Annotated in this window: 24 protein-coding genes and 1 tRNA gene; 21 read left to right on the top strand and 4 right to left on the bottom strand. The window is 59.3% G+C overall.

All coding sequences use genetic code 11. The features are described from left to right. Positions 1–34 precede the first annotated feature (34 nt). The 12 genes from AAFX04_13750 (at position 35) to AAFX04_13695 (ending at position 12,349) form a co-directional block, all read left to right on the top strand. Positions 35–1,723 carry an NAD+ synthase gene (locus AAFX04_13750; GenBank protein ID MEO1046499.1) on the top strand — a complete coding sequence of 563 codons (1,689 nt, stop codon included), beginning with the start codon at positions 35–37 and terminating at the stop codon, positions 1,721–1,723. Between the two features lie 3 nt (positions 1,724–1,726). Then, positions 1,727–3,064 carry a glutamate--tRNA ligase gene (gltX, locus tag AAFX04_13745; protein MEO1046498.1) on the top strand — a complete coding sequence of 446 codons (1,338 nt, stop codon included), beginning with the start codon at positions 1,727–1,729 and terminating at the stop codon, positions 3,062–3,064. 128 nt (positions 3,065–3,192) lie between these two features. Next, complete coding sequence (locus tag AAFX04_13740; GenBank protein MEO1046497.1) at positions 3,193–3,873, top strand: TonB family protein; 681 nt, start codon at positions 3,193–3,195, stop codon at positions 3,871–3,873. A gap of 86 nt (positions 3,874–3,959) precedes the next feature. After that, complete coding sequence (locus AAFX04_13735) at positions 3,960–4,418, top strand: hypothetical protein (GenBank protein ID MEO1046496.1); 459 nt, start codon at positions 3,960–3,962, stop codon at positions 4,416–4,418. Next, a complete protein-coding gene (gene ribD, locus AAFX04_13730; GenBank protein MEO1046495.1) occupies positions 4,415–5,407 on the top strand; it encodes a bifunctional diaminohydroxyphosphoribosylaminopyrimidine deaminase/5-amino-6-(5-phosphoribosylamino)uracil reductase RibD in 993 nt (330 codons plus the stop codon). The genes AAFX04_13735 and ribD overlap by 4 nt, the downstream gene beginning before the upstream one ends. Positions 5,408–5,564: 157 nt before the next feature. After that, on the top strand, positions 5,565–6,173 hold the full coding sequence (locus tag AAFX04_13725) for a riboflavin synthase (GenBank protein ID MEO1046494.1): 609 nt from the start codon (positions 5,565–5,567) through the stop codon (positions 6,171–6,173). 78 nt (positions 6,174–6,251) lie between these two features. Further along, a complete protein-coding gene (locus tag AAFX04_13720; GenBank protein MEO1046493.1) occupies positions 6,252–7,253 on the top strand; it encodes a hypothetical protein in 1,002 nt (333 codons plus the stop codon). A 137-nt stretch (positions 7,254–7,390) separates the two neighbouring features. After that, on the top strand, positions 7,391–8,707 hold the full coding sequence (ribB, locus tag AAFX04_13715; protein ID MEO1046492.1) for a 3,4-dihydroxy-2-butanone-4-phosphate synthase: 1,317 nt from the start codon (positions 7,391–7,393) through the stop codon (positions 8,705–8,707). Beyond that, complete coding sequence (locus tag AAFX04_13710; GenBank protein MEO1046491.1) at positions 8,700–9,242, top strand: hypothetical protein; 543 nt, start codon at positions 8,700–8,702, stop codon at positions 9,240–9,242. The genes ribB and AAFX04_13710 overlap by 8 nt, the downstream gene beginning before the upstream one ends. Further along, entirely contained in the window at positions 9,224–9,646 is a 423-nt protein-coding gene (gene ribH, locus AAFX04_13705; GenBank protein MEO1046490.1) for a 6,7-dimethyl-8-ribityllumazine synthase, read from the top strand. The genes AAFX04_13710 and ribH overlap by 19 nt, the downstream gene beginning before the upstream one ends. A gap of 138 nt (positions 9,647–9,784) precedes the next feature. Further along, on the top strand, positions 9,785–10,657 hold the full coding sequence (locus AAFX04_13700; GenBank protein ID MEO1046489.1) for an alpha/beta hydrolase: 873 nt from the start codon (positions 9,785–9,787) through the stop codon (positions 10,655–10,657). A gap of 57 nt (positions 10,658–10,714) precedes the next feature. Continuing rightward, on the top strand, positions 10,715–12,349 hold the full coding sequence (locus AAFX04_13695) for a DUF262 domain-containing HNH endonuclease family protein (GenBank protein ID MEO1046488.1): 1,635 nt from the start codon (positions 10,715–10,717) through the stop codon (positions 12,347–12,349). 45 nt (positions 12,350–12,394) lie between these two features. On the opposite strand, the gene AAFX04_13690 is transcribed toward AAFX04_13695, so the two are convergent. The 3 genes from AAFX04_13690 to AAFX04_13680 form a co-directional block, all read right to left on the bottom strand. Further along, positions 12,395–13,591, bottom strand: a complete 1,197-nt coding sequence (locus tag AAFX04_13690; GenBank protein MEO1046487.1) for an amino acid aminotransferase — start codon at positions 13,589–13,591, stop codon at positions 12,395–12,397. A gap of 199 nt (positions 13,592–13,790) precedes the next feature. Beyond that, positions 13,791–14,603, bottom strand: coding sequence for a DUF1134 domain-containing protein (locus tag AAFX04_13685; protein MEO1046486.1), 813 nt, complete (start codon positions 14,601–14,603; stop codon positions 13,791–13,793). 172 nt (positions 14,604–14,775) lie between these two features. Continuing rightward, on the bottom strand, positions 14,776–16,032 hold the full coding sequence (locus tag AAFX04_13680) for a hypothetical protein (GenBank protein MEO1046485.1): 1,257 nt from the start codon (positions 16,030–16,032) through the stop codon (positions 14,776–14,778). Between the two features lie 290 nt (positions 16,033–16,322). Between AAFX04_13680 and AAFX04_13675 the strand changes: the two genes are divergently transcribed. The 9 genes from AAFX04_13675 to AAFX04_13635 all read left to right on the top strand — a co-directional run bounded on the left by AAFX04_13675 (position 16,323) and on the right by AAFX04_13635 (position 22,758). Then, positions 16,323–16,414: transfer RNA gene (locus AAFX04_13675), tRNA-Ser, on the top strand. A 169-nt stretch (positions 16,415–16,583) separates the two neighbouring features. Then, positions 16,584–17,159, top strand: coding sequence for a hypothetical protein (locus tag AAFX04_13670; GenBank protein MEO1046484.1), 576 nt, complete (start codon positions 16,584–16,586; stop codon positions 17,157–17,159). Between the two features lie 95 nt (positions 17,160–17,254). Beyond that, on the top strand, positions 17,255–17,884 hold the full coding sequence (locus AAFX04_13665) for a DUF6445 family protein (protein ID MEO1046483.1): 630 nt from the start codon (positions 17,255–17,257) through the stop codon (positions 17,882–17,884). Further along, the gene (locus AAFX04_13660) at positions 17,881–18,681 is read left to right on the top strand and encodes a TIGR03084 family metal-binding protein (protein ID MEO1046482.1); all 801 of its coding nucleotides are present in this window, start codon (positions 17,881–17,883) and stop codon (positions 18,679–18,681) included. The genes AAFX04_13665 and AAFX04_13660 overlap by 4 nt, the downstream gene beginning before the upstream one ends. 84 nt (positions 18,682–18,765) lie before the next feature. Next, positions 18,766–19,452, top strand: a complete 687-nt coding sequence (gene gpmA, locus AAFX04_13655; protein ID MEO1046481.1) for a 2,3-diphosphoglycerate-dependent phosphoglycerate mutase — start codon at positions 18,766–18,768, stop codon at positions 19,450–19,452. Between the two features lie 172 nt (positions 19,453–19,624). Continuing rightward, the gene (gene purE / locus AAFX04_13650) at positions 19,625–20,116 is read left to right on the top strand and encodes a 5-(carboxyamino)imidazole ribonucleotide mutase (GenBank protein ID MEO1046480.1); all 492 of its coding nucleotides are present in this window, start codon (positions 19,625–19,627) and stop codon (positions 20,114–20,116) included. Positions 20,117–20,151: 35 nt separating this feature from the next. Beyond that, positions 20,152–21,231: a 5-(carboxyamino)imidazole ribonucleotide synthase gene (locus tag AAFX04_13645; protein ID MEO1046479.1), complete on the top strand. Its 1,080-nt coding sequence runs from the start codon at positions 20,152–20,154 to the stop codon at positions 21,229–21,231. Beyond that, positions 21,228–21,743, top strand: a complete 516-nt coding sequence (locus tag AAFX04_13640) for a dihydrofolate reductase (GenBank protein ID MEO1046478.1) — start codon at positions 21,228–21,230, stop codon at positions 21,741–21,743. The genes AAFX04_13645 and AAFX04_13640 overlap by 4 nt, the downstream gene beginning before the upstream one ends. 79 nt (positions 21,744–21,822) lie before the next feature. Next, positions 21,823–22,758: a bifunctional riboflavin kinase/FAD synthetase gene (locus AAFX04_13635; GenBank protein MEO1046477.1), complete on the top strand. Its 936-nt coding sequence runs from the start codon at positions 21,823–21,825 to the stop codon at positions 22,756–22,758. Positions 22,759–22,788: 30 nt separating this feature from the next. On the opposite strand, the gene AAFX04_13630 is transcribed toward AAFX04_13635, so the two are convergent. Beyond that, positions 22,789–24,762 carry a lipoxygenase family protein gene (locus AAFX04_13630; protein MEO1046476.1) on the bottom strand — a complete coding sequence of 658 codons (1,974 nt, stop codon included), beginning with the start codon at positions 24,760–24,762 and terminating at the stop codon, positions 22,789–22,791. Positions 24,763–24,995: the final 233 nt, after the last annotated feature.

Here is a 24,995-nt window from a genome sequence, read left to right as displayed (position 1 = left end):
TGCCGCAGAGCAAGCCGCTTTCTATCAGGCTGGCATGACCGATCGCCTGATACTGACCATGGCCCAGCTGAACCAGAAAATGGGCGCGCTGGCCGACAATGCTGATGCGATGCTGGCGGTGCGCAGCCAGACCATGGCCGACGCACCGGACAATGCGCAGCCGGACCTCATGCTCTATCCCGAGCTGCAGCTGATCGGCTATCCGCCCGAGGATCTGGTGCTGAAGCCGGCGCTGATCCAGCGCGCAGCGGAGCAGCTCGACCGTCTGGCCGCAGCCACCGGTGATGGTGGTCCGGCGATGCTGGTGGGCAGCGTCTTTCTCGATGGTGACCGGCTGTATAATGGCGTTGCGCTGCTCGATGGTGGCCGGATCGCGGCGGTGCGCTACAAGCATGAACTGCCCAATTATGGCACCTTCGATGAATTGCGCCTGTTCAAACAGGGCCCGCTGCCCGAGCCGGTGGACTTTCGCGGCGTCCGCCTTGGCCTGCCGATCTGTGAGGATGGCTGGCTGCCCAAAGTGCCGCGCCATCTTGCCGAGCGCGGTGCCGAACTGCTGATCTCGGTCAATGGCAGCCCCTATGAAATCGCCAAGGACCAGCATCGCGAGCTTGAGGTATTCCGCGCCAGGACCAGGGAGACCGGGCTGCCGCTGTTGTTCCTCAACCGGGTTGGGGGGCAGGACGAGCTGGTGTTCGATGGCTGCTCCTTCGTGCTCAACAGCGATGGCAAGACGGTGCACCGCCTGCCCGACTGGGAAGAGCATGTCCGCACCACGGTCTGGGAAAAGGGCGCCAATGGCTGGGCCTGTGCCAATTGCTCGGGGCCTGATGCGCTGGCGGCATGGGATCATCACCCGGCGGACATCTATAATGCGATGATAGTTGGCTTGCGCGACTATGTGAACCGCAACGGCTTTCCCGGCGTGGTGCTCGGCCTGTCGGGCGGGATAGACAGCGCGCTGTCGGCGGCGGTGGCGGTTGATGCGTTGGGTGCCGACCGGGTGTGGTGCGTGATGATGCCGAGCCGCTTCACCAGCCAGGAAAGCCTTGACGATGCAGCGGGCTGTGCAGCGATGCTCGGTACAAAGCTCGACACCATCCCGATCAACCCGGCGGTGGAGGGGTTTGATGCGATGCTCGAGGACAGCTTTGCTGACAGTCAGGTCGACATAACCGAGGAGAATATCCAGTCGCGCATTCGCGGCGTGACCCTGATGGCGCTGTCCAACAAATTCGGCCATATGCTGCTGACCACCGGCAACAAAAGCGAGATGAGCGTCGGCTATGCCACCATCTATGGCGATATGGCCGGCGGCTATTCGGTGCTGAAAGACGCTTACAAGCTGACGGTGTTCGCCCTGTCACGCTGGCGCAACGCCAACAGGCCGTCACTCGGCATGGGCCCCGATGGCCCGGTGATGCCGCAAGGCGTGATCACCAAGCCGCCCAGTGCCGAGCTGCGCCCCGACCAGAAGGATTCGGACAGCCTGCCCGATTATGCCGTGCTCGACCCGATCCTGCACGGGCTGATCGAGCAGGAGCAATCGGTCGACGATCTGGTGGCGCAGGGGTTCGACCGCGATGTCGTGGTCCGCATCGAGCGATTGCTCTATATCGCCGAATATAAACGCCGCCAGTCGCCGCCCGGGGTCAAGCTGGGGAGCCGCAATTTCGGCCGTGACCGGCGCTATCCGATTACCAATGCGTTTAGAACTGTTTGAAAAATGACCACAAAAACCCGTTTCGCGCCGTCGCCGACCGGCCATTTGCATATCGGCAATATCCGCACCGCGCTGCATAACTGGATGTGGGCGCGCAAGAATGGCGGGCATTTTGTGCTGCGCATCGATGATACCGATAAGGAGCGCTCCAAAGAGGACTATGTCACCGGTATCCAGCGCGATATGCAGTGGCTCGGGCTCGATTGGGACAGCAGTTTCCGCCAGTCTGAACGGTTCCACAGTTATGAAGCGGCGTTTGACAAGCTCAAAGCCGATGGCCGGGTTTATGCCTGTTATGAGACAGCGCAGGAGCTTGACCTGAAGCGCAAGGTGTTACGCTCGCGCGGGCTGGCACCGGTTTATGATCGCGGTGCGCTGGAACTGACAAAGGAGCAGATCGCGGCTTATGAAGCGGAAGGGCGGACCCCGCATTGGCGCTTCAAGCTCGACCATGATGCGCCGATTAGCTGGGATGATCTGGTGCGCGGGCCGCAGAAATTCGATCCGCCGGCCCTGTCCGATCCGGTGATCCGCCGCGCCGATGGCTCCTGGCTCTATATGCTGCCTTCCACCATTGACGATGCCGACCATGGCATCACCCATGTGGTGCGCGGCGAGGACCATGTCGCCAATACCGCAGCGCAAATCCAGATGTTTGAAGCCCTTGGCGCGGATATTCCCACCTTTGCCCATAGCGCGCTGCTAATGGGCAAAGAGGGCAAGCTCTCCAAGCGGCTCGGCTCCATGGGAGTCAGCGACTTCCGCGAACAGCATATCGAGCCGCAAGCGGTGCTGGCGCTGCTGGCACGGCTCGGCACCAGCGATCCGGTTACTCCAGAGGGCGATATAACCAAATTGGTTTCTACGATCGATTTCAGCCGCTTCGGCCGCGCGCCAGCGAAATTCGATCCTGAGGATTTGGCCCGGCTCAACACCCAGATCGTGCACAAGCTCGATTATAAGGCGGTTGCGGATCGTCTTCCGGCGGCGATGGATGCAGCCGCCTGGCGTGCGATCCAGCCCAATGTCGCGCATCTGGGCGAGGTCGCCGACTGGTGGGCGATTGTCGAAGGGCCATTGGAGTTGCCGGACTTTGATGATGAGACGCGCGTCTATCTGAAGGACGCGCATGATATGCTCACCGGGTTGGACTGGTCCGATGCCGTTTGGGGCGAACTGACCGGCGCGCTCAAACAGGCGACCGGGCGCAAGGGTAAGGCGCTGTTCATGCCATTGCGCCAGGCGCTGACCGGGCAGAGTCATGGTCCCGACATGGCCGAACTGGTGCCGCTATTGGGCCGCGACGTCGCCTTGCGGAGACTGGAGCGCGGGGCGCAATAAGCCGCGTAGATTGCAAAGCGAAAGCTGATTGACGTTACGGAAAGCTGGATTTTTCCTGTATCAGACGCTATGCCATGGGGTGACACGGAATACCGTGCACCCCGTTTAGAGCCTTTTGGGAGAGAGCTATGAGCTATGCCGAAACATCCGGATTTGGCGCCAATGCGCAGGATCGTGTCAGGAGCGCGGCCATTGTCACGGCGATACAGGGCAGCGCGATTGCGGCGCTGATACTGGTGCCGGTTGCCGTGGTCACACAGTTGCCCGAAGAGGATGATCCGGATGCCATCCAGATAAGTCTGCCCAAGCCGCCACCGTCCAAACCGGTGGTCGATCCGCCGCGCCCGATGACGCGGATAGACGCGCCGCATCCGCCCAAGCCGCTTCCTGTCGACAAGCCTGTCACCGTGCCGCCGCTTGATGATTTCACCATTGATCCGCCGCTCATCGGCGATGCCGGAAATGCTAACATTGCCGGCCCTGATTTGGGCGATGGCGTCGGTGCGCGTGTCCCGCTGCCGGTGCTTGTCGCGCCGCGTCGCGACCCGCGCTATGCCCGTTTCTTTCAGCCCAGCTATCCGACGCAGAAATTGCGTGCCGGCATTGAAGGCCAGGTGCGGATCAACGTGCTGATCGGTATCGATGGCCGGGTGAAGGCGGTCAAGCAGCTTGCCGCCAGCGATCCGGCCTTTTGGCGCACCACCGAGCGGCAGGCCATGCGGCACTGGCGGTTCATTCCGGCAACGCGCGACGGTGAACCGGTCGAGCAATGGCATACAGTGACGGTACAGTTCACCATAAACCGTTGATTATCGATCCCTTCGACAACCAATGCCGGTAACCTTGCATCAGAGGGGACTGGTACGCGGCGATGCGGATAGCTATATCCCGGACAATGACATCGCCGCCGCCACCCCGTCCACCGCGCCGCCATACACCCCGGGCATTGACCGAGGCCAAGCTGCGCGCGGCCTATCAGGACCAGCCGGAGCGCATCCGCTATTTCAAACGTGTCTCGCCGAGCGGCGCGGTGAACGATCTGGTCGCGATGCTCAAATGGGACAGCCCCTATCGCATCCGCTTTCTGGCACTGGCCGGGGCGCTGACCATCTGTGTTGCGGGTGGCTTTCTGGTCCAGTCCTCGGGTTTTCGTATCGAACCGCGCAAATATGAGATCGATTATGTTGACCTGCCACCACTGAATGAGACCGAGGAGCAGAAAGCAGAGCGCTATGCCCGCAATCGGGCCGAACGGGACGCCCGGCTTGAGGCCAATCGCCGCAAGGCCGAGCGCATAAAGCAATTTTATCGTGATCTCGGCGAAGCCACCGGCGTTGATGTGAACGACGAGTGAGCCACGATAGCGAAGATCTGCGCTGGATGCAGGCGACGATTGCCCTGGCGGCGCGCAGCCCCGCCCTGGCCGCGCCTAATCCCTGTGTCGGCTGCATTGTCGTCAAAGATGGCGTGGTTATAGGACGCGGTGTTACCGCTAACGGTGGTCGCCCTCATGCCGAGGCCATGGCACTGGAACAGGCGGGGGAATCGGCCAAGGGCGCAACCGTTTATGTCACGCTCGAGCCTTGTGCGCATAAGTCCAATCGTGGTCCGGCCTGTTCCGATCTGCTGAGCGCGGCGCAGCCCGAGCGGGTGGTGATTGCGCTGACCGACCCGGACCCGCGCACCGCAGGCAGTGGGACAGCGCGGATGCGCGCCGCCGGCATCGCGGTTGCAGAGGGTGTGGCGGAAGAGGCGGCAGCCTATCAGCTCGCGGGCTATCTCAGTCAGCAGAGGCCCAATGACGATAGAGGGGGCCGCCCGCATATCATGCTCAAACTGGCGACGTCGCTTGATGGCCAGATCGCCATGGCCGATGGCAGCAGTCAATGGATCACCGGCGAACCATCTCGCGCCCATGCGCATGGCGAGCGGGCGCGCTATGAGGCGATATTGGTGGGCGGTGAGACCCTGCGGCAGGATGCGCCGCGCCTTGATGTGCGTTTGCCCGGACTGGAAGAGCGAAGCCCGGAGCGGATTGTGCTCAGTCGTTGGACTGCGCCTGAGGGATGGGCTGGAATCTCTGCACCTGAAGCGGTGTATGATCTGGAGGCGCAAAGCCTGATGGTCGAGGGCGGAGCTGGAGCCGCGGCAGCGTTTCTGCGCGCCGATCTGGTCGATGAACTTCTGCTCTATCGTGCGCCAATCCTGATCGGTGACGGTCGAGCGGCGCTCGGCGATATCGGCCTTGCCAGCCTGTCCGACGCGCATGGCCAATGGCGGCGTATCGAAAGCCGCGACCTTGGCAATGACCATATGGAACGCTATCTGCGAACCAGACACTGATTGCATATGATAGTAACGTCATTGCGAGCGCAGCGAAGCAATCCAGGGCGTCTCGCGCTGCTCTGGATTGCCACGTCGCTTCGCTCCCCGCAATGACGGGTTCTCAATCAATGGCATTGTGTTCAAAGCAAGTGTAACACCTAGGAGCCCACATCACATGTTCACCGGCATAGTCACCGATATCGGTACCATCCGCAGTAGCGAGCAGCGCGGCGATTTGCGGCTGGAAATTGGCTGTTCCTATGAGATGCACGACGTCGCCATTGGTGCATCCATCGCCTGTTCGGGCGTGTGCCTGACCGTAGTGGATAAGGGCGAGGACTGGTTTGCGGTCGATGTTTCGGGCGAAACCATCAGCTGCACCGCCGATGGGCAGTTTGCCGATGGCGCGAAGCTCAACCTCGAACGCTCGCTCAAGCTCGGCGATGAGATGGGCGGGCATATCGTCACCGGCCATGTCGATGGCGTCGGCAGTATCGCTTCGGTCGACAGGGTCGGCGACAGCTGGAATATCCAGGTCGCCGCGCCTGCCACTCTGGCGCCGTTTATCGCCGCCAAAGGATCGATCACCGTTAATGGCGTGTCGCTGACGGTCAATGCGGTCGAGGATGGTGCCGATGGCACCAGCTTCGCACTCAATATCATCCCGCATACTGCCGAAGTGACCACTTTGGGTGACCTCAAGACAGGCGACAGCGTCAATCTCGAAATCGATGTGCTAGCGCGCTATTTGCGGCGGATGAAGGACCATATGGCGGCTACATAAAGCAGTGCCGGCATGACGTGACCGCCATCACGGGTGACAGGCATGGATATTCTCTACCTCCTTGAAAGGAAAAGGAGGATGAATATGCAAAATTTTATCGATGATTATGCGGTGCTGGATGATGTTTCAATTCAATCTGCATCTATGGATGAGCTGTTTCCGCCAGAGATTGCAAAGGCGGTGGCAAACGCCGAACGGATAAAGATCTTCAACGTTTCAGATGAAACACTGGAGCAACCCATCGTTCGCGCAGACCGCATCGTGTTTGAAAGCGGCGCGAAACTCAGAATTCCCGAAAGTAACTGGCCCTATGTCGTTCTCTGGGCAGATGAGCTGCTGTTTGCCAGCCCGCAGGCGCGGGCAACGATTTACCGTGATCTGGAGTGGGAGGCGCAGGATGGCAGTTCGGGCGCAGCCGGTGCCAATAAGCCCACAGCAGGCCGGAGCGGGCGTCATGGACGAAGAGGTGATCAGGGTGGCCCGGGAGGAACGGGCAAGCCAGGGGCTTCTGTTGAACTGCCCGAACTGTACATCATAACCAACAAAGTGGTGGTTCAGGACGGCTCGGTGCCCGATTTCGTGAATCTGAAGATCCTCGTCCCCGGGGTCGATGGCGGCACAGGCGGTGCTGGTGGCCGGGGCGGCAATGGTGGCGCTGGCGGCCCCGGTTTGCGAGGGGCCTCCGGCGGGATTGGTTGTCGGCGCGGTCCGGGCAATGGTGGCCATGGCGGTGACGGCGGACCCGGCGGCCGCGGTGGCGATGGTGGCGCCGGCGGCGATGGCGGCGATGTCGTATATTTCGGCCCCCAGGCTGCGATTGACGTGCTGCAATTCAGCGGTGTCGTCAACATCCCGGGCGAGCCGGGCAATGCAGGACAGCCGGGCCCCCATGGCAATCCTGGCAAAGGCGGTCCGCGCGGTGCGCGCCCAGGCCCGTGCGGAGGGGGACGCCGTGGCAGAAACGGCAGCATCCCTAGCCCTGCGAATCTTGGGCGGGGGAATATCGGCGAGGCTGGCAGCAAGGGCAGTACTACTGCCTATATCGTCAAGAAAATCGATGATTTGCTGCCTGCGACTTAGTGTGGCCGGCGGAACCATATGCGCTACATGGCGCATATGGTTCCACGCCCTTCTGCAACCAGTGTAATCCCAACAGCTTGCAATCACACTGCAGTGTGATACATAATCTTCATCGCACATTGTGATGGAGTCGCCTTATGAGCGCGCAACTGATCGAGCAAATTACCGATATTGTCGAAAGCGGTGAACTGACCCGCGCCGGGCTGGCCCGCGCCGCCGGGCTGCATGCCAATTCGCTGCGGCGGCTGGGGCATGATGACTGGAACCCCACCGCCGAGACGTTGACCAAGCTGGAGCATTATCTGGCGCAGGATGGCGGCGCGGTGATGGCCAGCGCCGAAGAGATTATCGACGAGGCGCGCAATGGCCGCATGTATATCCTGGTCGATGATGAGGACCGCGAAAATGAGGGCGATCTTATCATCCCGGCGCAGATGGCCACCCCCGATGCGATCAACTTCATGGCCAAATATGGCCGCGGCCTGATCTGTCTGGCGATGACGCAGAACCGGGTAAAACAGCTCGGCCTTGGCATGATGAGCCAGAATAATCGCGGCCAATATGAGACCGCTTTCACCATCTCGATCGAAGCGCGCGAGGGCGTCACCACCGGCATCAGCGCCGGCGACCGGGCGCGGACCATCGCCGTCGCCATCGACCCGAGCAAGAACAGCACCGATATTGTCACGCCCGGGCATGTCTTCCCTTTGCAAGCGCGCAATGGCGGGGTGCTGGTGCGTGCCGGGCATACCGAGGCCGCAGTCGATGTGTCGCGGCTGGCGGGGCTCAATCCATCGGGCGTGATTTGCGAGATCATGAAGGATGATGGCGAGATGGCGCGGCTCGATGACCTCATCGCCTTTGCCCATCGCCATAAGCTGAAAATCGGCACCATCCGCGACCTGATCGCGTACAGGCTGCGCAATGATCATCTCGCCGAAAAGCGGGTCGAGGCGCGCTTTACCAGTCGCTGGGGCGGCGAGTGGAACGCCATCACCTATTATAACCACGCCACCGAGACCGAGCAGCTGGTGCTACAAAAGGGGCATATCGACCCGGGCAAGCCGACATTGGTGCGGATGCATGCGCTGGCGGTGTTTGACGATATTTTCGGTCTGGAAGGGCCAAGCTCGGGCATGTTGGCCGGGTCGATGAAGATTATCGGCGAGGAAGGCGCGGGCCTGATCGTGATGATCCCGCAACCGGGCCGCAGCTTCCTGTCGTCACAGGTCAAGCGCCTGCTGGGTGAGAAACCCGCCGCCCCGGCGCCCGCACCTTCGACTGGTGGTATGCCCGATCAGCTCCGCGACTATGGCGTCGGCGCGCAGATTCTGGCTGACCTCGGCGTGCAGGATATGGAATTGCTCACCAATAGCAGTCATGATCTGGTCGGACTCGATGCCTATGGCCTGCGCATCGTCGGTTCGCGCGCGGTTCCGGTAGGCAATGCGTAGCGGCGAAGACGAAGCACGCTCGCCCAAATATGCCCATATTGAGCGCGAGCGCCGCTGGCGTGTCGATCCCGCTAACAGGCCAGATCTGACAGAGCGGCCCTATACGCTTATCGAGGATCGCTACATCACCAACACCAGGCTGCGCCTGCGCCGGATGACCGATAGCAATTCGGGTGAGACGGCACATAAGCTGACCAAGAAATATCTCTGTGACGACCCGCTCGCCAGACCCATAGTGACCAGCTATCTCAGCGAACAGGAATATGCGCTTCTCACCACGCTTCCGGCTTTTCCGCTGACCAAAAAGCGCTATCAGGTGGATGTGGACGGCATCATCTGGAGTCTGGATTGTTTTGCCGGGGCGCTGGCGGGGCTGGAGCTGGCAGAGATTGAATGGCCTGATGATGCGGGGTTGCGGCAATTGATGCCGCCCGCATGGGCCACAGAAGAGGTTAGCGAGAACCCGCTCTATCAGGGCGGGGCATTGGCGGAATTTGGACTGGCGGAGAAACAGATATGGCGCATTTTGGAATAGTCGAAGCGCGGTTTTATGATGAGTTTAACGATATGCTGGTCGCCGGGGCCAAGGCGGCGCTGGAGGCGGCGGGGCATACGCATGAGGTGACCACTGTGCCCGGCGCGCTGGAAGTGCCGGGGGCGATCTCGATCCTCTCGGACTCAGGCCGTTTCGATGGCTTTGTCGCCATCGGCGTGGTGATCCGCGGTGAGACCTGGCATTTCGAGATTGTTGCGGGCGAAAGCGCGCGCGGGCTCATGGCACTGACGCTCGATGGCCTGCCCATCGGCAATGGCATCCTCACCGTGGAAAATGCCGATCAGGCCCGCGTTCGCGCTGACCCGGCGCAAAAGGACAAGGGCGGCGAAGCGGCGAAGGCGGCGATCCGGCTTTATGATCTGGGGCAGTTGGACGAGACCTGATCGATTGTTGACAGTCCCCTCTCCCAACCCTCTCCCCTGAAGGGGGAGAGGGCTATAATCTCCCTCCCCTTCAGGGGAGGGATTAAGGGAGGGGGCTATCGCAACGCTTGGTGTATAAACACAGGAGAACCCACCCATATGACCCTGATCGGTCCGGCCTCGAACAGCTTTTATTCGCAACGCCACCGGCTGCATTATGTCGATTGGGGCAACCCGGATACGCCGCCGCTGATCCTGCTCCATGGTGGGCGCGATCATTGCCGTAATTGGGACTGGACGGCCGAGGCGTTTCGCGACCGCTTCCATATCATCGCGCCCGATCTGCGCGGGCATGGGGATAGTCAATGGGCCAGCGACGGCAATTATCCGATGCTCGCCTATATCTATGATCTCAAACAGCTTATCGACCAACTAGACTTGGCACCGGTGACCATCGTCGCCCATTCGCTCGGCGGCAATATCGCCACGCGCTATACCGGGCTGTACCCGGATACGGTCAAAAAGCTGGTGGCGATTGAGGGGCTGGGGCCATCGCCCAAGGTGCAGCAGGAAATGGCCGAGAAAGGCTTTAACAACCGGCTGCGCGGCTGGCTGGAGACCAAGCAGAAATATGCCGATGTCGCGCCGCGCCGCTACAAGGATTTCGCCGCCGCGCTGGAGCGGATGCAGCAGGAGAACCCGCATCTCTCCGACGAACAGGTGCGCCACCTCACCGTCCATGCGGTGATCCGCAATGAGGATGGCAGCTATAGCTGGAAATTCGACCCGCTGATGCGCAACTGGTGGCCGCACGACCTGCCCAATGCGGCGACCGAGGAAATGTGGCGCGCCATCACCTGCCCGACGCTAATGCTCTACGGTGCCGATAGCTGGGCCAGTAATCCGGAAAAGGACGGGCGGATGGCGTTTTTCGGCGACAATGTCGAGGTGCGCGAGTTCCAAAAGGCGGGCCACTGGCTGCACCATGACCAGTTTGCTTTGTTCAGGGAGACGCTGGAGGGGTTTTTGTGAGAGAGTAATTTTGCTAGATAAGAATCCGATTACGGATCACTATTGGATGGCCATAATATGAGCAATTTTGACTCGAAAACAGTCAACGTCGGAGATTTGTTTTCAGATGATAAGTTTTACAAAATCCCAAATTATCAGCGCCCATTTTCGTGGGATGCAGACAATTTCAGTGATCTCATTAACGACACTTTGCACGCGGCTAGGCACAATGAGTATTTTTTAGGCACGGCAGTATTTTATATTGATGAGACCTATAGAATAGTCGTAGACGGGCAACAAAGATTAACTTCTTTGTTGATACTAATATCGTGTATAAGAGATTCTATAAAAGACGAGAACTACAAAAAAGAGCTCCAAGGATTTATAATACAGAAAGAGCAGCTTTTGAAGCAAATTCCCAGTAGAGAGCGTCTAGAGGTCAAAGATAGAGATATATTCCAGAATGTTGTCTTGGCCGAGGGCGGAACTCAACAAGCTTTAAACCCTAAGGACTTAACTGAGCCAGCAAATAGATATGCTACAGCCGTTGAAATATTTCATGAAAAACTAGATAAACTACCAGAGCAAGAGAAAATTGAATATGCTAATTATTTAATCCAGAAATGTGTAATTATCTATCTTCAAGCAGATAATTTCGAAGAAGCTTTTAGGCTGTTTGAAATTGTCAATGATAGAGGCAAGCAATTACGCAGAATAGACGTACTTAAATCCGTAAACCTTTCACCTGAAAACGTACCCAGCAATGCTGTGAGGGATCAGCTCGCGCGTAAATGGGAAGAAAATGAGGAGGTTTTGGGTGAGGATATTTTCGAAAATATATTCTTCCTCATGAGGCTAGCATTAGTTAAAGAAAAACCGCAGGGAGATCTTTTAGCTGAGTTCCGGGATAAAGTTTTTGGAAAAGATTTAATCAAACCAGGTGAGCCATTCATTCAATCTGTTTCAGAATACGTTGATTTGTATAGGAAAATATTTCTGGATCGTAGCTATCTTCAAGGTGAAGAAGAGGATTTTAGATTTCAGTCACTCATGTTCATAATGGACAAAGAGTTTAGAGCATCTGAATGGCGCTCATGTATACTGAGCTTCTGCAATAAGTTCGGCCGAGAGAGTTTTTATGAATTTTGCTTAGCGATTGAGAAGCTATTCCTGACACATTGGGTTGATAGTGTGAGGAAAGATGAGCGATATGCAGATTATACTACGGTTCTGAATCTGATTGACGCTTCTAAAACACCGCAGCCAGTTATAGACAATATTCCTAGCAACAATGACCGTATTATAGCGGAACTTACATCATCTGATGTATACGGAAAGGGTTATGCTAAATACGTTCTTTTGAGGTTGGAACTCACTGCCGCTGAGTTTGATCAACCACGCTTGTTTGAAGCGAAATCTATAGAGCATGTGTTGCCACAAAACCCTGATGAGGGAAGTGATTGGGTTAAGCTTGGTGATGAGGAGCAGAGAGGGGATGTTGTAAATAAACTGGGTAATCTTGTATTGCTTAGTAAAGGTCGAAACTCATCGGCTGGAAATAGAGAGTTCGTTGAAAAGAAGGCTACATATCTTAAAAATAGGGTAAGTGATTATCCACGTAGTATCCAAGTTTTACAACAAGATGAATGGGGTTTAGAGTTAATTCTTGCCCGTACTACAGAAGCAGCATCGCGCGTCATTGAAAATCCGTAATATGAAGCGTCTCTCCTGCATGTCAGACGACGACACCTCATAAACTCACCCGCTCACCACCCCAACCGCCTCGATAAACTTGCCGATATTCCCCTCGGTCAGCCCGGCGATATTGATGCGGCCGGAGCCGGCCATATAGATTGCATGGTCATCGCGCAGCGCCTGGATTTGCTCGGGTGTCAGCGGCAGCATAGAGAACATGCCGTTCTGCGTTGCCAGCGGGGTGAAATCGACGCCGCCCTGGCCGCTATTATGGCCGACATGCCCTGCAGCAGCCAGCGTATCGCGGACCCAGCGCATGCGGCTGCGCATTTCGGCGACTTCATCGCGCCACATCTGGGTCAGATCGGCATCGTCGAGGATAATCCGCACCGCTGCGCCGCCATGATCGGGCGGCATCGACCAGTTGGCCCGCGCCAGCGCCGCCATATTCGACTTGGTGGTCGCCATCACTTGCTTCTCCTGCGCCACCGCATAGAGCGCGCCGACGCGATCGCGGTACATGCCGAAATTCTTGTCGCAGCTATAGGCGATCATCGCCTGGGGCAAGCGGGCGAGCACGGTTTTCAGGCCCGCACTGTCTTCCTCAAAGCCCTGACCCAGCCCATGATAGGCAAAGTCGACCAGTGGGAACAGGCGCTTCTCCGCCATAATCTCGACAATATGCGCCCATTGCTCGGCGGTGTAATCAACGCCGGTCGGGTTGTGGCAACAGCCATGCAGCAGCACCACATCGCCATCCTTGGCCTTATAGAGCGAGGAGAGCAGCGCCTCCATATCGAGGCTCTGGGTGGCGACATCCATATGGCTATAGGTCAGCACCTCGAAGCGCGAGGCGGTGAAGATCGGCGCATGGTTGGGCCAGCTCGGCGTGCCCAGCCAGATGCGGCGCGCCCCCGCGGCATAAAGCGTATCCGCCGCCAGCCGCACCGCGCCGGTGCCGCCCGGCGTCTGCAGGCCGTCAATGGTGAGGTCTTTGGCGAGGTCTTCGCCCAGAATATGGCCGAGCAGACCGCAGACCATGCCCATATCGCCCTCGGGACCGAGATAGCTTTTGCTGTTCTGGCTCTCAAGCAGTCGCTGCTCCGCTGCTTTGATCGCCCGGAACACCGGCGTGTTGCCGGCATTGTCTCGATAGACACCGACGCCAAGATCAATCTTGTCGGCGCGATCATCAGCGGCATAAAGCTTGATCAGCGCCAGCAGCGCATCGGGCTTTTGCGGGGCGAGCTTTTCGAGCATGGACGGGCTTTCCTTTGGCCGGGTGTTTATCGCTGCAAGCTATAAGCAAAGCGCAATGATTTGGCCAAGGGATTTGGTAATAAAGCCCCCTCTTCTTCAGGGGAGGGGGTTGGGGGAGGGGCTATCAACGGGCGCTGCGCAAGCGGAGGGTCCCCCCTCCCAACCCTCCCCCTAAAGGTGGGGAGGGCTATTCAGCCCATCAGAATGGCAGCCAGCGCTGTTTCTTGCTGAATTTGCGATAGCCGATATTGGCGCCCAGCCGCACGCCGGCGCCGAGATGCACCGGGATCAGCACCACGTCACCGCGGCGCAGATAGCTGACATTGAAGCCGCCGACAAAATAGGCCGCGCCTTCGCCGGTGCCATAGCGCTTGAACAGGTCCTCCGTGTCATAGAGATTATAGACCAGAGTGAAGCTGTTGGCGGCATTGGCCCCGGCGTCAAAGCCGATCGATGGCCCGGTCCAATAGACTTTCCGCTCGCCTTCTACCTTGTGATACAATGTGCCCGAGCCATAGCGCAGGCCAACGACCAGTGCGCCGCCCGCCTCGCGTCCGACAATATAGCCATTGGGCTCGCCCTGGTCCTTGAGGATATCCTCGATCACTCCGGCCAGACCCTTGGCGCCCTTGCCGAACACACCTTCGGCGGCACCGATAAGGTCATCCTTCTGATAGGTGCTGTCGGCATCGGCGGTTGCGGTACCATCACCAGCGGTGGCGTCGGTGGCGAGATCGTCACCCGTCGCGCTGCCCGGCCCGTCGGGATTGCCCGGGTCGGCGGGCAGGCTTTCGGGCGCGTCATCCGGCAGCGGCTCATAGTCGAGCGCATCGGTCGCCTCTTCAGGGATCGAAGCCTCGGTGCTGGCCGGCGGCTCGATCAGATCGGCATCGATCGCCTCATTCGGATCGATCGTCTCCACCTGCGCCATGGCGGGTGCGGCGACCATTGCCAGCAGAGCGGCCATCATCAGACCCATATTTCGACCCGGCCCGGGCCGCTTGTTCGGCATGCGCATGGCCAGAATTCCTCCTCACACTATCAGACCATTGAAGCTCCGCCATTTCTGCACCGGCGACAATGAATGCGCGATGACCCGAGTCGAAAACGCGCCCTGTTGAATCTTCGCAGCTGATTATAACCGGTTTTTCAGTGCTTTTCGGGTGTTCAGTGCTATCCGCCCGCTACAGCAATGAGCGGAAGAAGGCATAGACCAGTTCAACGCCATTGGCTTCGCGGCATTGCGGGCCGAGCAGATTGACAAATTGCCGGCCGCGTGGCGGTGCATCGGGGTCCGGGATGCTGTGGCCGGCACCATCAGCCTGATAATAGAGCAGCGCAACCGTACCGGAGCCGGTCGAGCGGTAGATATTTTCGGTAATGCGGCAGCCGTCATCAGGGTCACGATCGGGGAAGACCGTGATTTCGTCCGGCGTGGCTCCGGCCATATTGGCCGTGGCCCAATAGGCCAGGGTGTCTGGCACCGCGCGTGTCGGCGGCCCATTGGCGCCGACCACGCCGCCGTCAAAGCGGATCAGCGGATCCTCCGTGCCGTTCAGCATCATGATCGGCGTGGGTGATGTCGGGAAAGGCACAGGTTCCTCCGGCAGGCTGGCGATAAACGCCGCCGCGCCGAAATAATCGAGGGGGCGCTCGATCAGCAGTGTCATCGACATGATACCGCCATTGGAGGAACCGGTGACGAACAGGCGACCGGCATCAAAACCGCGCCCGTAGAGCACCTGCTGTCGCACCGCGCTCAGAAAGCCGACATCATCTTCCGATGAGCGGTTGGGCTGGTCGCGGCGAATGTCATTCCATTGCTGGTCATCGCCCAGGCCGTCATCATCGCCGGGATTGTAGCCATTGGGTACGATCAGCAGGAAGCCATCCTGATCGGCCAGGTCGAGCCAGAGGCGGGTTGTGCGGGTGTCGCCCAGCACGTCGCGCATACTGCCTGAACCGCCATGAAGCAGCATGACAGCCGGGGCGTCGCGGCGATAGCTAACCGGGGTGTAGAGCGTATAGGCGCGGGTTACCCCGTCAAAGGGCATCTCCACTTCCAGCCGGGTGGCACGTGGTGCCGGATCAATGGTGATGGTCACGCTGTCGGTGCTGGTTGCGCCATCATCATCGGTCACGGTCAGAGAGAGTTCGGCCTGTTGGCGCGACAGTACCAGCGGCGCGGCAAAGGACAGTTCAGCGCTATTGGCACTGTCGAGCAACAGGGTCGGGCCAGATGTCTGCATCCAGCGAAAGGCGGTTATACTGCCATCATTGTCGCGGCTTTGCGCACCGGACAGGGTAACGGATTGTGCCTCTGTCACATTTTGTCCGGGGCCGGCCTCGGCCACCGGGGCGATATTGGCAGGCGGCGGGGGTGATGCCGGTGCGGGGGCCGGCGCCGGGGCGCTGTCATCGCTGCCACAGGCGGAAAGCATTGCGAGCGACAGAACCAGGCAAAAGGTTCGCCTTGCCGACGCTAGACAGCGATGGCCCGTATATGCATGAGCTGGCAGGTCAGACAGTAAGAGCATAGGCTTATCGAAAAGCGCAGATCATATGCGCTATCAAGTCGCAATCTGTATCAGCCGGTTGTGCATCAGCGATCTGCGCCACGCTTTTTGGGATTATGTCTGGGCAAGATTGTTACCAAAACCATTGATCGCGCCGCGCTGGCTGGCTATAGCCCCGGCCCTGATGCAAGCCGCACCGGCATCGCACATGGTATGGACACGTGGGTGAGCGGCTGAAACCACCTCCCTGCTAAGGAGGCAAGCCTGGTAACGGGCTTCGAGGGTTCGAATCCCTCCGTGTCCGCCATTACTTTACAGACTGGCTCCAGCTGATCATCCCAAAGGGGGGATATTATATGGCGACGCCGGTTGATATACGCATATCGCGTCACCAGCCTGTAAAACTTGCTTCTTATAGTTAAGAAGTATTGGGAGACATCCTGACCTGAACCCCATCCATACTATTGGAGCAAAAATTGGAAGATGAAAGCGGCTGCTTTGAGGTCCTGATGCCTGCAATTCTGGGCATTATTTATGGATATGGATGGTGGAGCGCGGCTGCGGGAAATGACGGCGCCATGGCGTGGGTGGCGATTTTGTCGTGCCTTGTCGCTTTCCCATTCTTTCTGATGCAGTCTCTTGGCGCCATGATAGGCGGAAAGATCATCGCGCTCATACTGATCCTTATCGGCTTGTTCATTCCGCTGGTAAACATCCTTCTGGCGGTGTTGATAATTGTGACCATAGTGACGAAATTCGACACGCTTTTCAAAAGCCTGCCATTCATATTGGCGGGCGTGATACTGTACAGCCTGCTATGGGCTGTGCCGTCATATTTCACCACTTCCGTTCCGGTTCTGGGGACGATTTTGCCGGTGCTGATGGGCTTGGCAGGGTGCGCCATCTTCTATGCCTATGCCCGGCTGTGCCTGGAAAATGGTCACCGCGCATCGACCGCCTCGGCCCTGGCTCTTGGTTCGGCCAGTTTTCTGCTGCTTTTTGTGGTGTTCCTGCTGCTGCCCGGGGATCAGGGAGATTTGTTCGACGAATAATGAGGGCCTGGTTCAGGGTGGTGCTCATCGCCCTGTGTTCGCGTCTATCCCATGCCGGCCTTTCCTTTTGGTATCGCCAGAGATAGAGCATCGGCATGTCTCTGCCTTCGCTTGTCGTCATCGATGATTTTCTCGCCGATCCGCACGCCGCGCGGCGCTCTGCGCTTGGGCTGACCTATAATCCGGCCAATAAGCGTGGCAATTATCCCGGCATCACCTCGGATGACGCGCTCGATGTCGCGGCGCTGAACGACCAATTGTCGCATTTTGTCGGTGTGCCGGTGGCGGGCGATCCAAATACGCTGCATGGCCATTGCCGCATCACGCAAAAGGCCGACAAGGGCGCGACCGGGGTGCATATCGATCCGGCTGACTATTCGGGCATTCTCTATCTTAGCGAGGCGGCGCAGGATCGCAGCGGCACCAGCTTTTTCCGTCACAAGCCGACCGGACTGGAGCGTATCCCGACAACGCCGATAGCGCTCGCCAAATCAGGGTTTACCGATATCAACGCTGCGGTTGAGCAGGTGGTCAATCGTGATACCAACAAGCCGGCACGCTGGGAAAAGGTGATGACCGTGCCGATGCGGTTCAACCGGCTGATCCTGTTCAGCCCGTGGATGTTCCATGATGCAGGCCCCGGCTTTGGCAAGACGCCGGAAGAGGCGCGGCTGGTAATGCTGCTGTTCTTGAAGAAGCAGCGGAAGCAAAAGGGGCAGGGATGATGCAGCAGGCCGAGGATTTCAAAACCGAATGCGACGCGATTCACGCGCTGGTGGCGTCGCTCGATGCTGCGGCGCTGGCACAGCCGACGGCGTTCAAGAGCTGGAGCGTGGATGCGATCCTGCGCCATCTGCATGTGTGGAATATCGCTGCCGATCTGTCGCTCACCGATGAAGCGGCGTTTCGCGCTTTCTTTGCCAAGGTCGGGTCTGCGGTTGCCAAGGGCGGAATGAGCGCCTTTGAGGCGGACTATCTCAACGGCCTTTCCGGTCCCGATCTGGTTGCGGCATGGGCGGAATTCTACCCGCAGCTTGCGACGCATTTTGCTGCTGCCGATCCGAAACAACGCGTTGCCTGGGCCGGGCCGAGTATGAGTGCGCGTTCCTCGATCACGGCGCGGCTGATGGAAAGCTGGGCCCATGCCCAGGCGGTTTATGATGCCTTGGGTGTAGAGCGCCAGGATGGCGACCATATCCGCAACATTGTGGTGCTTGGCGTGAATACCTTTGGCTGGACCTATAGGAATCGTGGACTGCCGGTGCCCGAGACGATGCCGCTACTCGAACTGACAGCGCCGCAATCGGGCGAGGTCTGGCGCTATGGTGACACCGATGCTGGACGGATCAGCGGTGCGGCGAGCGAATTCTGCCAGGTGGTAACCCAGACGCGCAATATTGCCGACACCGCGCTGCAGGTGGAAGGCGATATGGCCCGCGAATGGATGGCCATGGCGCAATGCTTTGCCGGCCCGCCACACGACCCGCCGGCACCGGGAGTACGGGGAATAGGCAAGGCATGAATTTTGCGCCTCCAAGGGGGTGACCTTTTCGCAGTGCATGGCTAGGGGTGGGGGGATATCGCCATCTTGTCAGGAGACATTTCCGTGCCCCAGCTCGTCCTTATTCGCCATGGCCAGTCGCAATGGAATCTGGAGAATCGCTTCACCGGCTGGTGGGATGTCGATGTCACAGAAAAAGGTGCCGCCGAGGCGCGCGCCGCCGGTATATTGATGCGGGAAAAAGGGGTGGATTTTGACCAGTGCTTCACGTCGCTGCAGACACGGGCGATCAAGACGCTCAATCTGGCGCTCGAGGAAATGCAGCGGCTATGGCTGCCGGTCGAGAAGGATTACCGTCTGAACGAGCGGCATTATGGTGGTCTGACCGGTCTCGACAAGCAGGAGACCCGCGACAGGCATGGCGATGAACAGGTGCATATCTGGCGCCGCAGCTTTGATACGCCGCCGCCGCCGATGGAAACCGGATCGGCCTATGACCTGTCGGCCGACCGGCGCTATGCCGGGATCACGGTGCCGGCATCGGAGAGTCTGAAGGACACGATCGAGCGGGTTTTGCCCTATTGGCAGGCGCGCATCGCGCCCGATCTGAAGGCCGGCAAGCGGGTGCTGATCTCCGCCCATGGCAATTCGCTGCGGGCACTGGTCAAGCATCTTTCGGGCATTTCCGATGCCGATATTACCGGACTGGAAATCCCGACCGGCCAGCCCATCGTCTATGATCTCGACGACGATCTGAATGCCCGCGACCGCTATTATCTTTCCGAACGCTGAGTAGCGCGCAGGGGCTGTTCAGTCCGGCGATTGCACTATGGATGCTGGCTGGATGAAGGCGGAGAGCATTTCCTGCAACCGCCATGTCCGGCAGCCATTGCCAGCATGCGCATAACCAATTAAGGCAAGGCGCTTCCCATGCAGCCATGCTGCATCGCAATCGGGAGGCATTATGTCCCAGGCTAAAATCAAGGATGTGGCCGTCATCATGGGCAGCCAGAGCGACTGGGGCACCATGCTGGCCGCCTCAAAATGCCTTGAGGCGCTCCATGTTTCGCATGACTGCCATATTGTCTCGGCGCACCGCACCCCGGGGCGGCTGGTTGATTTCGCCAGTGGTGCGGTCGATGCCGGGTATAAGGTGATTATCGCCGGAGCCGGTGGCGCGGCGCATCTGCCCGGCATGGTTGCCAGCATGACCCGGCTGCCGGTGCTGGGGGTGCCGATACAATCGAAAGCGCTGAATGGCATGGACAGCCTGTTGTCGATCGCGCAAATGCCCGGCGGCATTCCGGTGGGCACGCTGGCCATTGGCGAGGCCGGGGCGAAAAACGCCGCGCTGCTCGCTGCGGCGATATTGGCGGTCAACGATCCGGCGCTGGCCGAACGGCTCGATGCCTGGCGCGCGCAGCAGAGCGATGCGGTGGCGGAGCATCCCGAATGAGCGAGGCACAGCCCGCTGCCCAGGGCGAGACCTGTCTGACGCCGCTGCCGCCGGGGCGCACCATCGGCATTATCGGCTGCGGCCAGCTCGGGCGGATGCTGGTGCTGGCTGCGGCGCAGCTTGGTTATCCCTGCCATGTCTATGGCCGCGAGCCGCTGGGCCCGGCGGGGCAGGTTGCGGCGCATTTTACCGAGGGTGACTATGACGATGCCGGCGCCATTGCCGCCTTTGCCGCAGCCTGCGACGTCGTCACCTATGAATGGGAAAATCTGCCCGCCGATCCGCTCGCGGCGCTCGATCCGGATGTCGACCTTTTTCCCGGTGTGCGACCGCTCGAAGTGGGCCAGAGCCGGCTGGCGGAGAAAACCTTTGTTGCGGCGCTGGGCGGCCTGACCGCGCCATTTGCGCCGGTGCGCGGCGAGGGTGAACTGGCCGATGCGATAGACAGCAGCGGTGTGCCGGCGATCATCAAGAGCGATCGCATGGGTTATGACGGCAAGGGCCAGGTGCGGCTGCACAGCCGCGACGATCTCGACGGCATATGGCAGGCGCTGGGTGGCCAGCAGGCGCTGGCCGAGGGCTTTGTCGATTTCGAGGCGGAATTTTCGATCCTGCTGGTGCGTGGTCGCGATGGCGCCATTCGCTTCTGGGACGCGCCGCACAATGTGCATGAGGACGGCATATTGCGCTGCTCAAATGTGCCTGCACCGGAAAGCATTGCCACCCATATCCCTGCCGCCCGGGCACTGGCGCGCAAGGTTGCAACCGAGCTCGATTATGTTGGAGTGTTGGCGATCGAGTTTTTCGCCACCAAAGAAGGCCCGGTGTTCAACGAAATGGCACCGCGGGTGCACAATAGCGGCCACTGGACCATCGAGGGCGCGGCGACGAGCCAGTTCGAAAACCATATCCGGGCGATTTGCGGCCTGCCGCTGGGCGATACCCGGCTGATCGAAGGCGGGGCGCAGATGCACAATCTGATAGGCGAAGAAGTCGGCCAGTGGCGCGATCACCTGTCCGACAGCGGCAGCCATCTGCATCTCTATGGCAAGCGCGAACCTCGCCCCGGCCGCAAAATGGGCCACGTCACGCAATTATTGCCATACGCCAAATGAACGCAAGCCCAGTACACCCGACCATCACGATGGTCCTTGCTCGCGCCGAAAATGGCGTGATCGGGCGTGACGGCGCCTTGCCTTGGCATCTTCCCGAGGATCTCAAACGCTTCAAACGGCTCACCATGGGCAAGCCGATGGTTATGGGACGCAAGACTTTTGACTCGCTGCCCGGGCTACTGCCTGGGCGTCGACATATCGTGTTGACCCGCAATACCGGCTGGCATGCTGAAGGCGCCGAGGTTGCAACCAGCATTGAACAGGCGATGCACCTAGCGGCTGAGGCCGAGGCGATAGCCGTTATCGGTGGCGCGCAAATCTATCGCCTGTTCGAGCCGCTGGCTGACCGCATCGAGATCACCCATGTGCATGCCGAAAGCGCGGGCGATACCCGTATCGATGATTTCGATCTGCGCATCTGGCGCGAAATCAGCGCCGAACATCATGGCGCCGAAAATGGCCGCCCGGCCTATAGCTGGGTGACGCTCGAACGCATATCTGCGACCGATTAGACGTGCAAAACCAGTTGCCGAAATCGCCAAATCGCGCCAATGAGAGCGGCATGACCACCAACAGGCATATTTCCAGCCGATGATCACTGCCAGCGCGACCAGACTGGACGGCAACCAGCCGGTGCCTGATGCTTTGCGTGGCGCGATGATCGCGCTGGGCAATTTCGATGGCTTTCATACCGGGCACCAGGCGGTGGCAGGCGAGGCCATCCGATGGGCAAAGGCTTCGGGTCGCCCCGCCATTATCGCCACCTTCGATCCGCATCCGGTGCGCTTTTTCCGCCCTGACGCGCCGCCCTTCCGGCTGACGACACTCGATCAGCGTGAGCGGCTGTTTCTCGCAGCCGGGGCCGATGCGATGCTGGTGTTCAGCTTCGGCAGGGAACTGGCCGGCACCAGCGCCGAGGATTTTATCACCGCGCTGCTGATCGAGCGCTTTGGTGCCCATGGTGTGGTTACCGGTGAGGATTTCAGCTTCGGCAAGGGAGCAAAGGGCAATATCGCCATTTTGCGCGATCATGGCGCAGCGCATGGGCTGGAGGCGCGCGCGGTGTCGCCGGTTAAAGATGGCGAGGTGATTTCCTCGAGCCGCATCCGCGAGGCGCTGCAAGCAGGTGATCCGCAAGAGGCGGCGCGGCTGATGTCCCGGCCCTTTGCGGTTCAGGCCGAAGTGCAGCATGGCGACAAAAACGGGCGCAAGCTCGGCTATCCCACTGCCAATCTCGATCTCGGCCATTATCTGCGGCCGAAATATGGCGTCTATGCCGTGACCGGCCGGCTATCCGATGGCCGTGTCCTCAAAGGGGCCGCCAATCTCGGTATCAGGCCGCAATTCGATCCGCCCAAAGAGCTGCTCGAGCCGTATTTCTTCGACTTTGATGAAGACCTTTACGGCCAGACGATCGAGGTGGCGCTGCATCACTATCTGCGGGCCGAGGCGAAATTCGATGATCTCGATGCGCTGATGGCGCAGATGGCACGCGATTGCGAACAGGCACGGCAGCTGCTTGGCTGAGCAGCCCCGGCCTGTGCGCGTCGGGAAGTTCTAGATATTGGTGCTGGTCGGTATCAGGCTCGGCTGGAGATAGGGATAGGGATATTTGCGCTGCTGATTGCGCGCAACGATCTGCTTCTCCACCTGTTTCAGCGCGGCTTTGAAGCGTGGCAACGCGGCCCCGGCGCCGATAATCTGCGGATCGCGGAACCATTGCGGATAGGGCAGGTGGTTACTGCGATAATCCCCCAATGGCCGATAATGCACCGAACCGAGCAGCGTTAGTACATTCAGCTGTTCCATCGCCAATGGCAGCGGCAGCATCGCGCGCAGCCAGTCCGGTTTGTCATGCCCTGCCTGGTCGGTCGGAGCCGGCTGCCAGGCAGCACCGCTGATTGCCGGGCCAAAGGCCATGAGGTCCTTTTGCGGAAAATTGACTGCGGCATGCTGGGCGCTGGCGGTGAAGATGATCATGGCGCAGACATCGGCAAGCTGGGCGCGGCTGGTGATCGGCTTGAAACCTTTGATCTTGCCCTCGCTGATGAGCGTATTGGTCCATGCCGTCAGCTCGGTATCGCCGGTGACCGCAGCGTCATCGGCATAATAGATGCGGACATATTGCGTCGCCCAGTCATGGATGGCCTGCCACACCAGCAATGCATCATCGCGATAGGGATAGTCGGGCAGCTTCTTGGCATCATTGACATTGCGCGCGGCCAGTTCAGCAGGCGGCATATGGGCGTAAAAGTCAAAGGCCAATCGGTCCTGCACTGCTGCCTGCTGGCTCGAATCGATTGTGCCGGCAAAGATATGATCGATCGGACCATTGCCCGCGATCAGCGAATTTGCCGCCTGATTGTTGATGAATAACGTGCCCTCGAAATGCGGCACCAGCAGTGCCCAGATCGGGTGAACGCTGGCAAGATGGCGATGGGTAGCGATGGCGATGGCTTCGGTGACCAGATGGGTACGGGCCAGATGCACAAACAGTTCGTGATAATTGCCGTCGGCGACTTGAACCACCAGCTTGGCCATTTCCCAGCCCCAGCTGTCCTCGGCCCGCGGCGAAGGGGTGAATATGGGATTGCTGCCGCTGTCCTGATCGCACTGAATAGCCACCGGCACCAATGATGCACCGCCCGGCGGTACCGCGAACAGCGCCATAGGCTGGGTGATATATTTGGGCAGACCGTCCCATTCGCCTTCCTTCAGCACGCTGAGTTCGGCATAGTCGCTGAGATAGACCCGGCCATCGGCCAGCGCCGTCTCGAGCGTGTCGCCATTGACCACGGCAGCATATTGGTCGGCGGTGACGGGGAAATTCTCGGGCAGCACCGAGATGCCTTTGATGAGTACCGAATTGGGGCCGGCAACGCGCATCCGGGCAAAGGCTTCGTCCGCCATGAATTGATAGGCAAAGCCGGGCACCGGCAGGGTATCGAACAGGGCGCGGTAATTGTCGAGCGACGGGGTTGGCGGACTGACATCGCCGGTTCTCATGACCAGCTGGCACAGTGCTTCGAAATGGCCTTTCAGTTGCGCCAGATGGTCATCATATTCGGCGCTGGCAGCGGCGGCATCGCCCACTGCCTCGGCAATATCGGCGGACGCATCGCGTTTCTTGCCATGCTGTGCAACCACGCGATTCAGCGTTGCCTCTATAGCGTCAAGCTGCTCCGAGACCTGGCTGTCCTCGGCTGCGGTGGCGGTGACTGTGTCGGCCAGGTCCGGGTCCTCGCGGTGCGACAGGTTGACCGCAATCTGGTTGCGCACGATCTTGATGCCGACGCCGATAAGGATGGCGAACCATTCGAGTGTCGGGGTCTCATTGGCGTCCACCGACTGGGCCAGCGGTACGCCTTCAAGTGTGGGGACATTGTCGTCCCACACATATTTGGCGCTGGCAGCGGCGATCTGTTCCGCCCGTTTCGCCTGTTCGGCGGGTGTGTCATTTTGCGGCAATGTCGGGTGTCTGGCAGCACGACCGGCGCTGGCAGTGGCGAGAATTTGTGCAGACTGGAACATGATCGGCCATCCTTGTTGAATAGAGCAAGTAACAGGGTGATGGCCGCACTATCGGTATATATCCTTAACGTCGCGTCAATAGCGCAATAACAATTACTTTCAAGGCACAGTAATTTTTACTCCATTATGGCGATATTTTCTATAATGTTAAACTAGCATTTACCTTGGTGATTTATCGCCAAACATATGCAGCGGGTCGCCCAAATATTGCAGCGCAAGTTTTTTCCTGCCAT

Source organism: Pseudomonadota bacterium (assembly GCA_039818985.1).
GTDB lineage: Bacteria > Pseudomonadota > Alphaproteobacteria > Sphingomonadales > Sphingomonadaceae > Alterisphingorhabdus.
Note: the sequence above shows the minus strand (reverse complement) of the source record. Positions and strands in the feature narration are given on the sequence as shown.

Excerpts from the sequence above, each read along its gene's own strand:
- purE (MEO1046480.1), top strand. The coding sequence starts at position 19,625 with ATGTCCCAGGCTAAAATCAAGGATGTGGCCGTCATCATGGGCAGCCAG.
- AAFX04_13750 (MEO1046499.1), top strand. The coding sequence starts at position 35 with ATGACCGATCGCCTGATACTGACCATGGCCCAGCTGAACCAGAAAATG.
- AAFX04_13710 (MEO1046491.1), top strand. The coding sequence starts at position 8,700 with ATGCGTAGCGGCGAAGACGAAGCACGCTCGCCCAAATATGCCCATATT.
- AAFX04_13695 (MEO1046488.1), top strand. The coding sequence starts at position 10,715 with ATGAGCAATTTTGACTCGAAAACAGTCAACGTCGGAGATTTGTTTTCA.
- AAFX04_13685 (MEO1046486.1), bottom strand. The coding sequence starts at position 14,603 with ATGCCGAACAAGCGGCCCGGGCCGGGTCGAAATATGGGTCTGATGATG.
- AAFX04_13630 (MEO1046476.1), bottom strand. The coding sequence starts at position 24,762 with ATGTTCCAGTCTGCACAAATTCTCGCCACTGCCAGCGCCGGTCGTGCT.
- AAFX04_13640 (MEO1046478.1), top strand. The coding sequence starts at position 21,228 with ATGAACGCAAGCCCAGTACACCCGACCATCACGATGGTCCTTGCTCGC.
- ribB (MEO1046492.1), top strand. The coding sequence starts at position 7,391 with ATGAGCGCGCAACTGATCGAGCAAATTACCGATATTGTCGAAAGCGGT.
- AAFX04_13720 (MEO1046493.1), top strand. The coding sequence starts at position 6,252 with ATGAATATGCAAAATTTTATCGATGATTATGCGGTGCTGGATGATGTT.
- ribH (MEO1046490.1), top strand. The coding sequence starts at position 9,224 with ATGGCGCATTTTGGAATAGTCGAAGCGCGGTTTTATGATGAGTTTAAC.
- AAFX04_13740 (MEO1046497.1), top strand. The coding sequence starts at position 3,193 with ATGAGCTATGCCGAAACATCCGGATTTGGCGCCAATGCGCAGGATCGT.
- gltX (MEO1046498.1), top strand. The coding sequence starts at position 1,727 with ATGACCACAAAAACCCGTTTCGCGCCGTCGCCGACCGGCCATTTGCAT.
- AAFX04_13660 (MEO1046482.1), top strand. The coding sequence starts at position 17,881 with ATGATGCAGCAGGCCGAGGATTTCAAAACCGAATGCGACGCGATTCAC.
- AAFX04_13665 (MEO1046483.1), top strand. The coding sequence starts at position 17,255 with ATGTCTCTGCCTTCGCTTGTCGTCATCGATGATTTTCTCGCCGATCCG.
- AAFX04_13680 (MEO1046485.1), bottom strand. The coding sequence starts at position 16,032 with ATGCTTTCCGCCTGTGGCAGCGATGACAGCGCCCCGGCGCCGGCCCCC.
- AAFX04_13735 (MEO1046496.1), top strand. The coding sequence starts at position 3,960 with ATGACATCGCCGCCGCCACCCCGTCCACCGCGCCGCCATACACCCCGG.
- AAFX04_13690 (MEO1046487.1), bottom strand. The coding sequence starts at position 13,591 with ATGCTCGAAAAGCTCGCCCCGCAAAAGCCCGATGCGCTGCTGGCGCTG.
- AAFX04_13725 (MEO1046494.1), top strand. The coding sequence starts at position 5,565 with ATGTTCACCGGCATAGTCACCGATATCGGTACCATCCGCAGTAGCGAG.
- AAFX04_13635 (MEO1046477.1), top strand. The coding sequence starts at position 21,823 with ATGATCACTGCCAGCGCGACCAGACTGGACGGCAACCAGCCGGTGCCT.
- AAFX04_13700 (MEO1046489.1), top strand. The coding sequence starts at position 9,785 with ATGACCCTGATCGGTCCGGCCTCGAACAGCTTTTATTCGCAACGCCAC.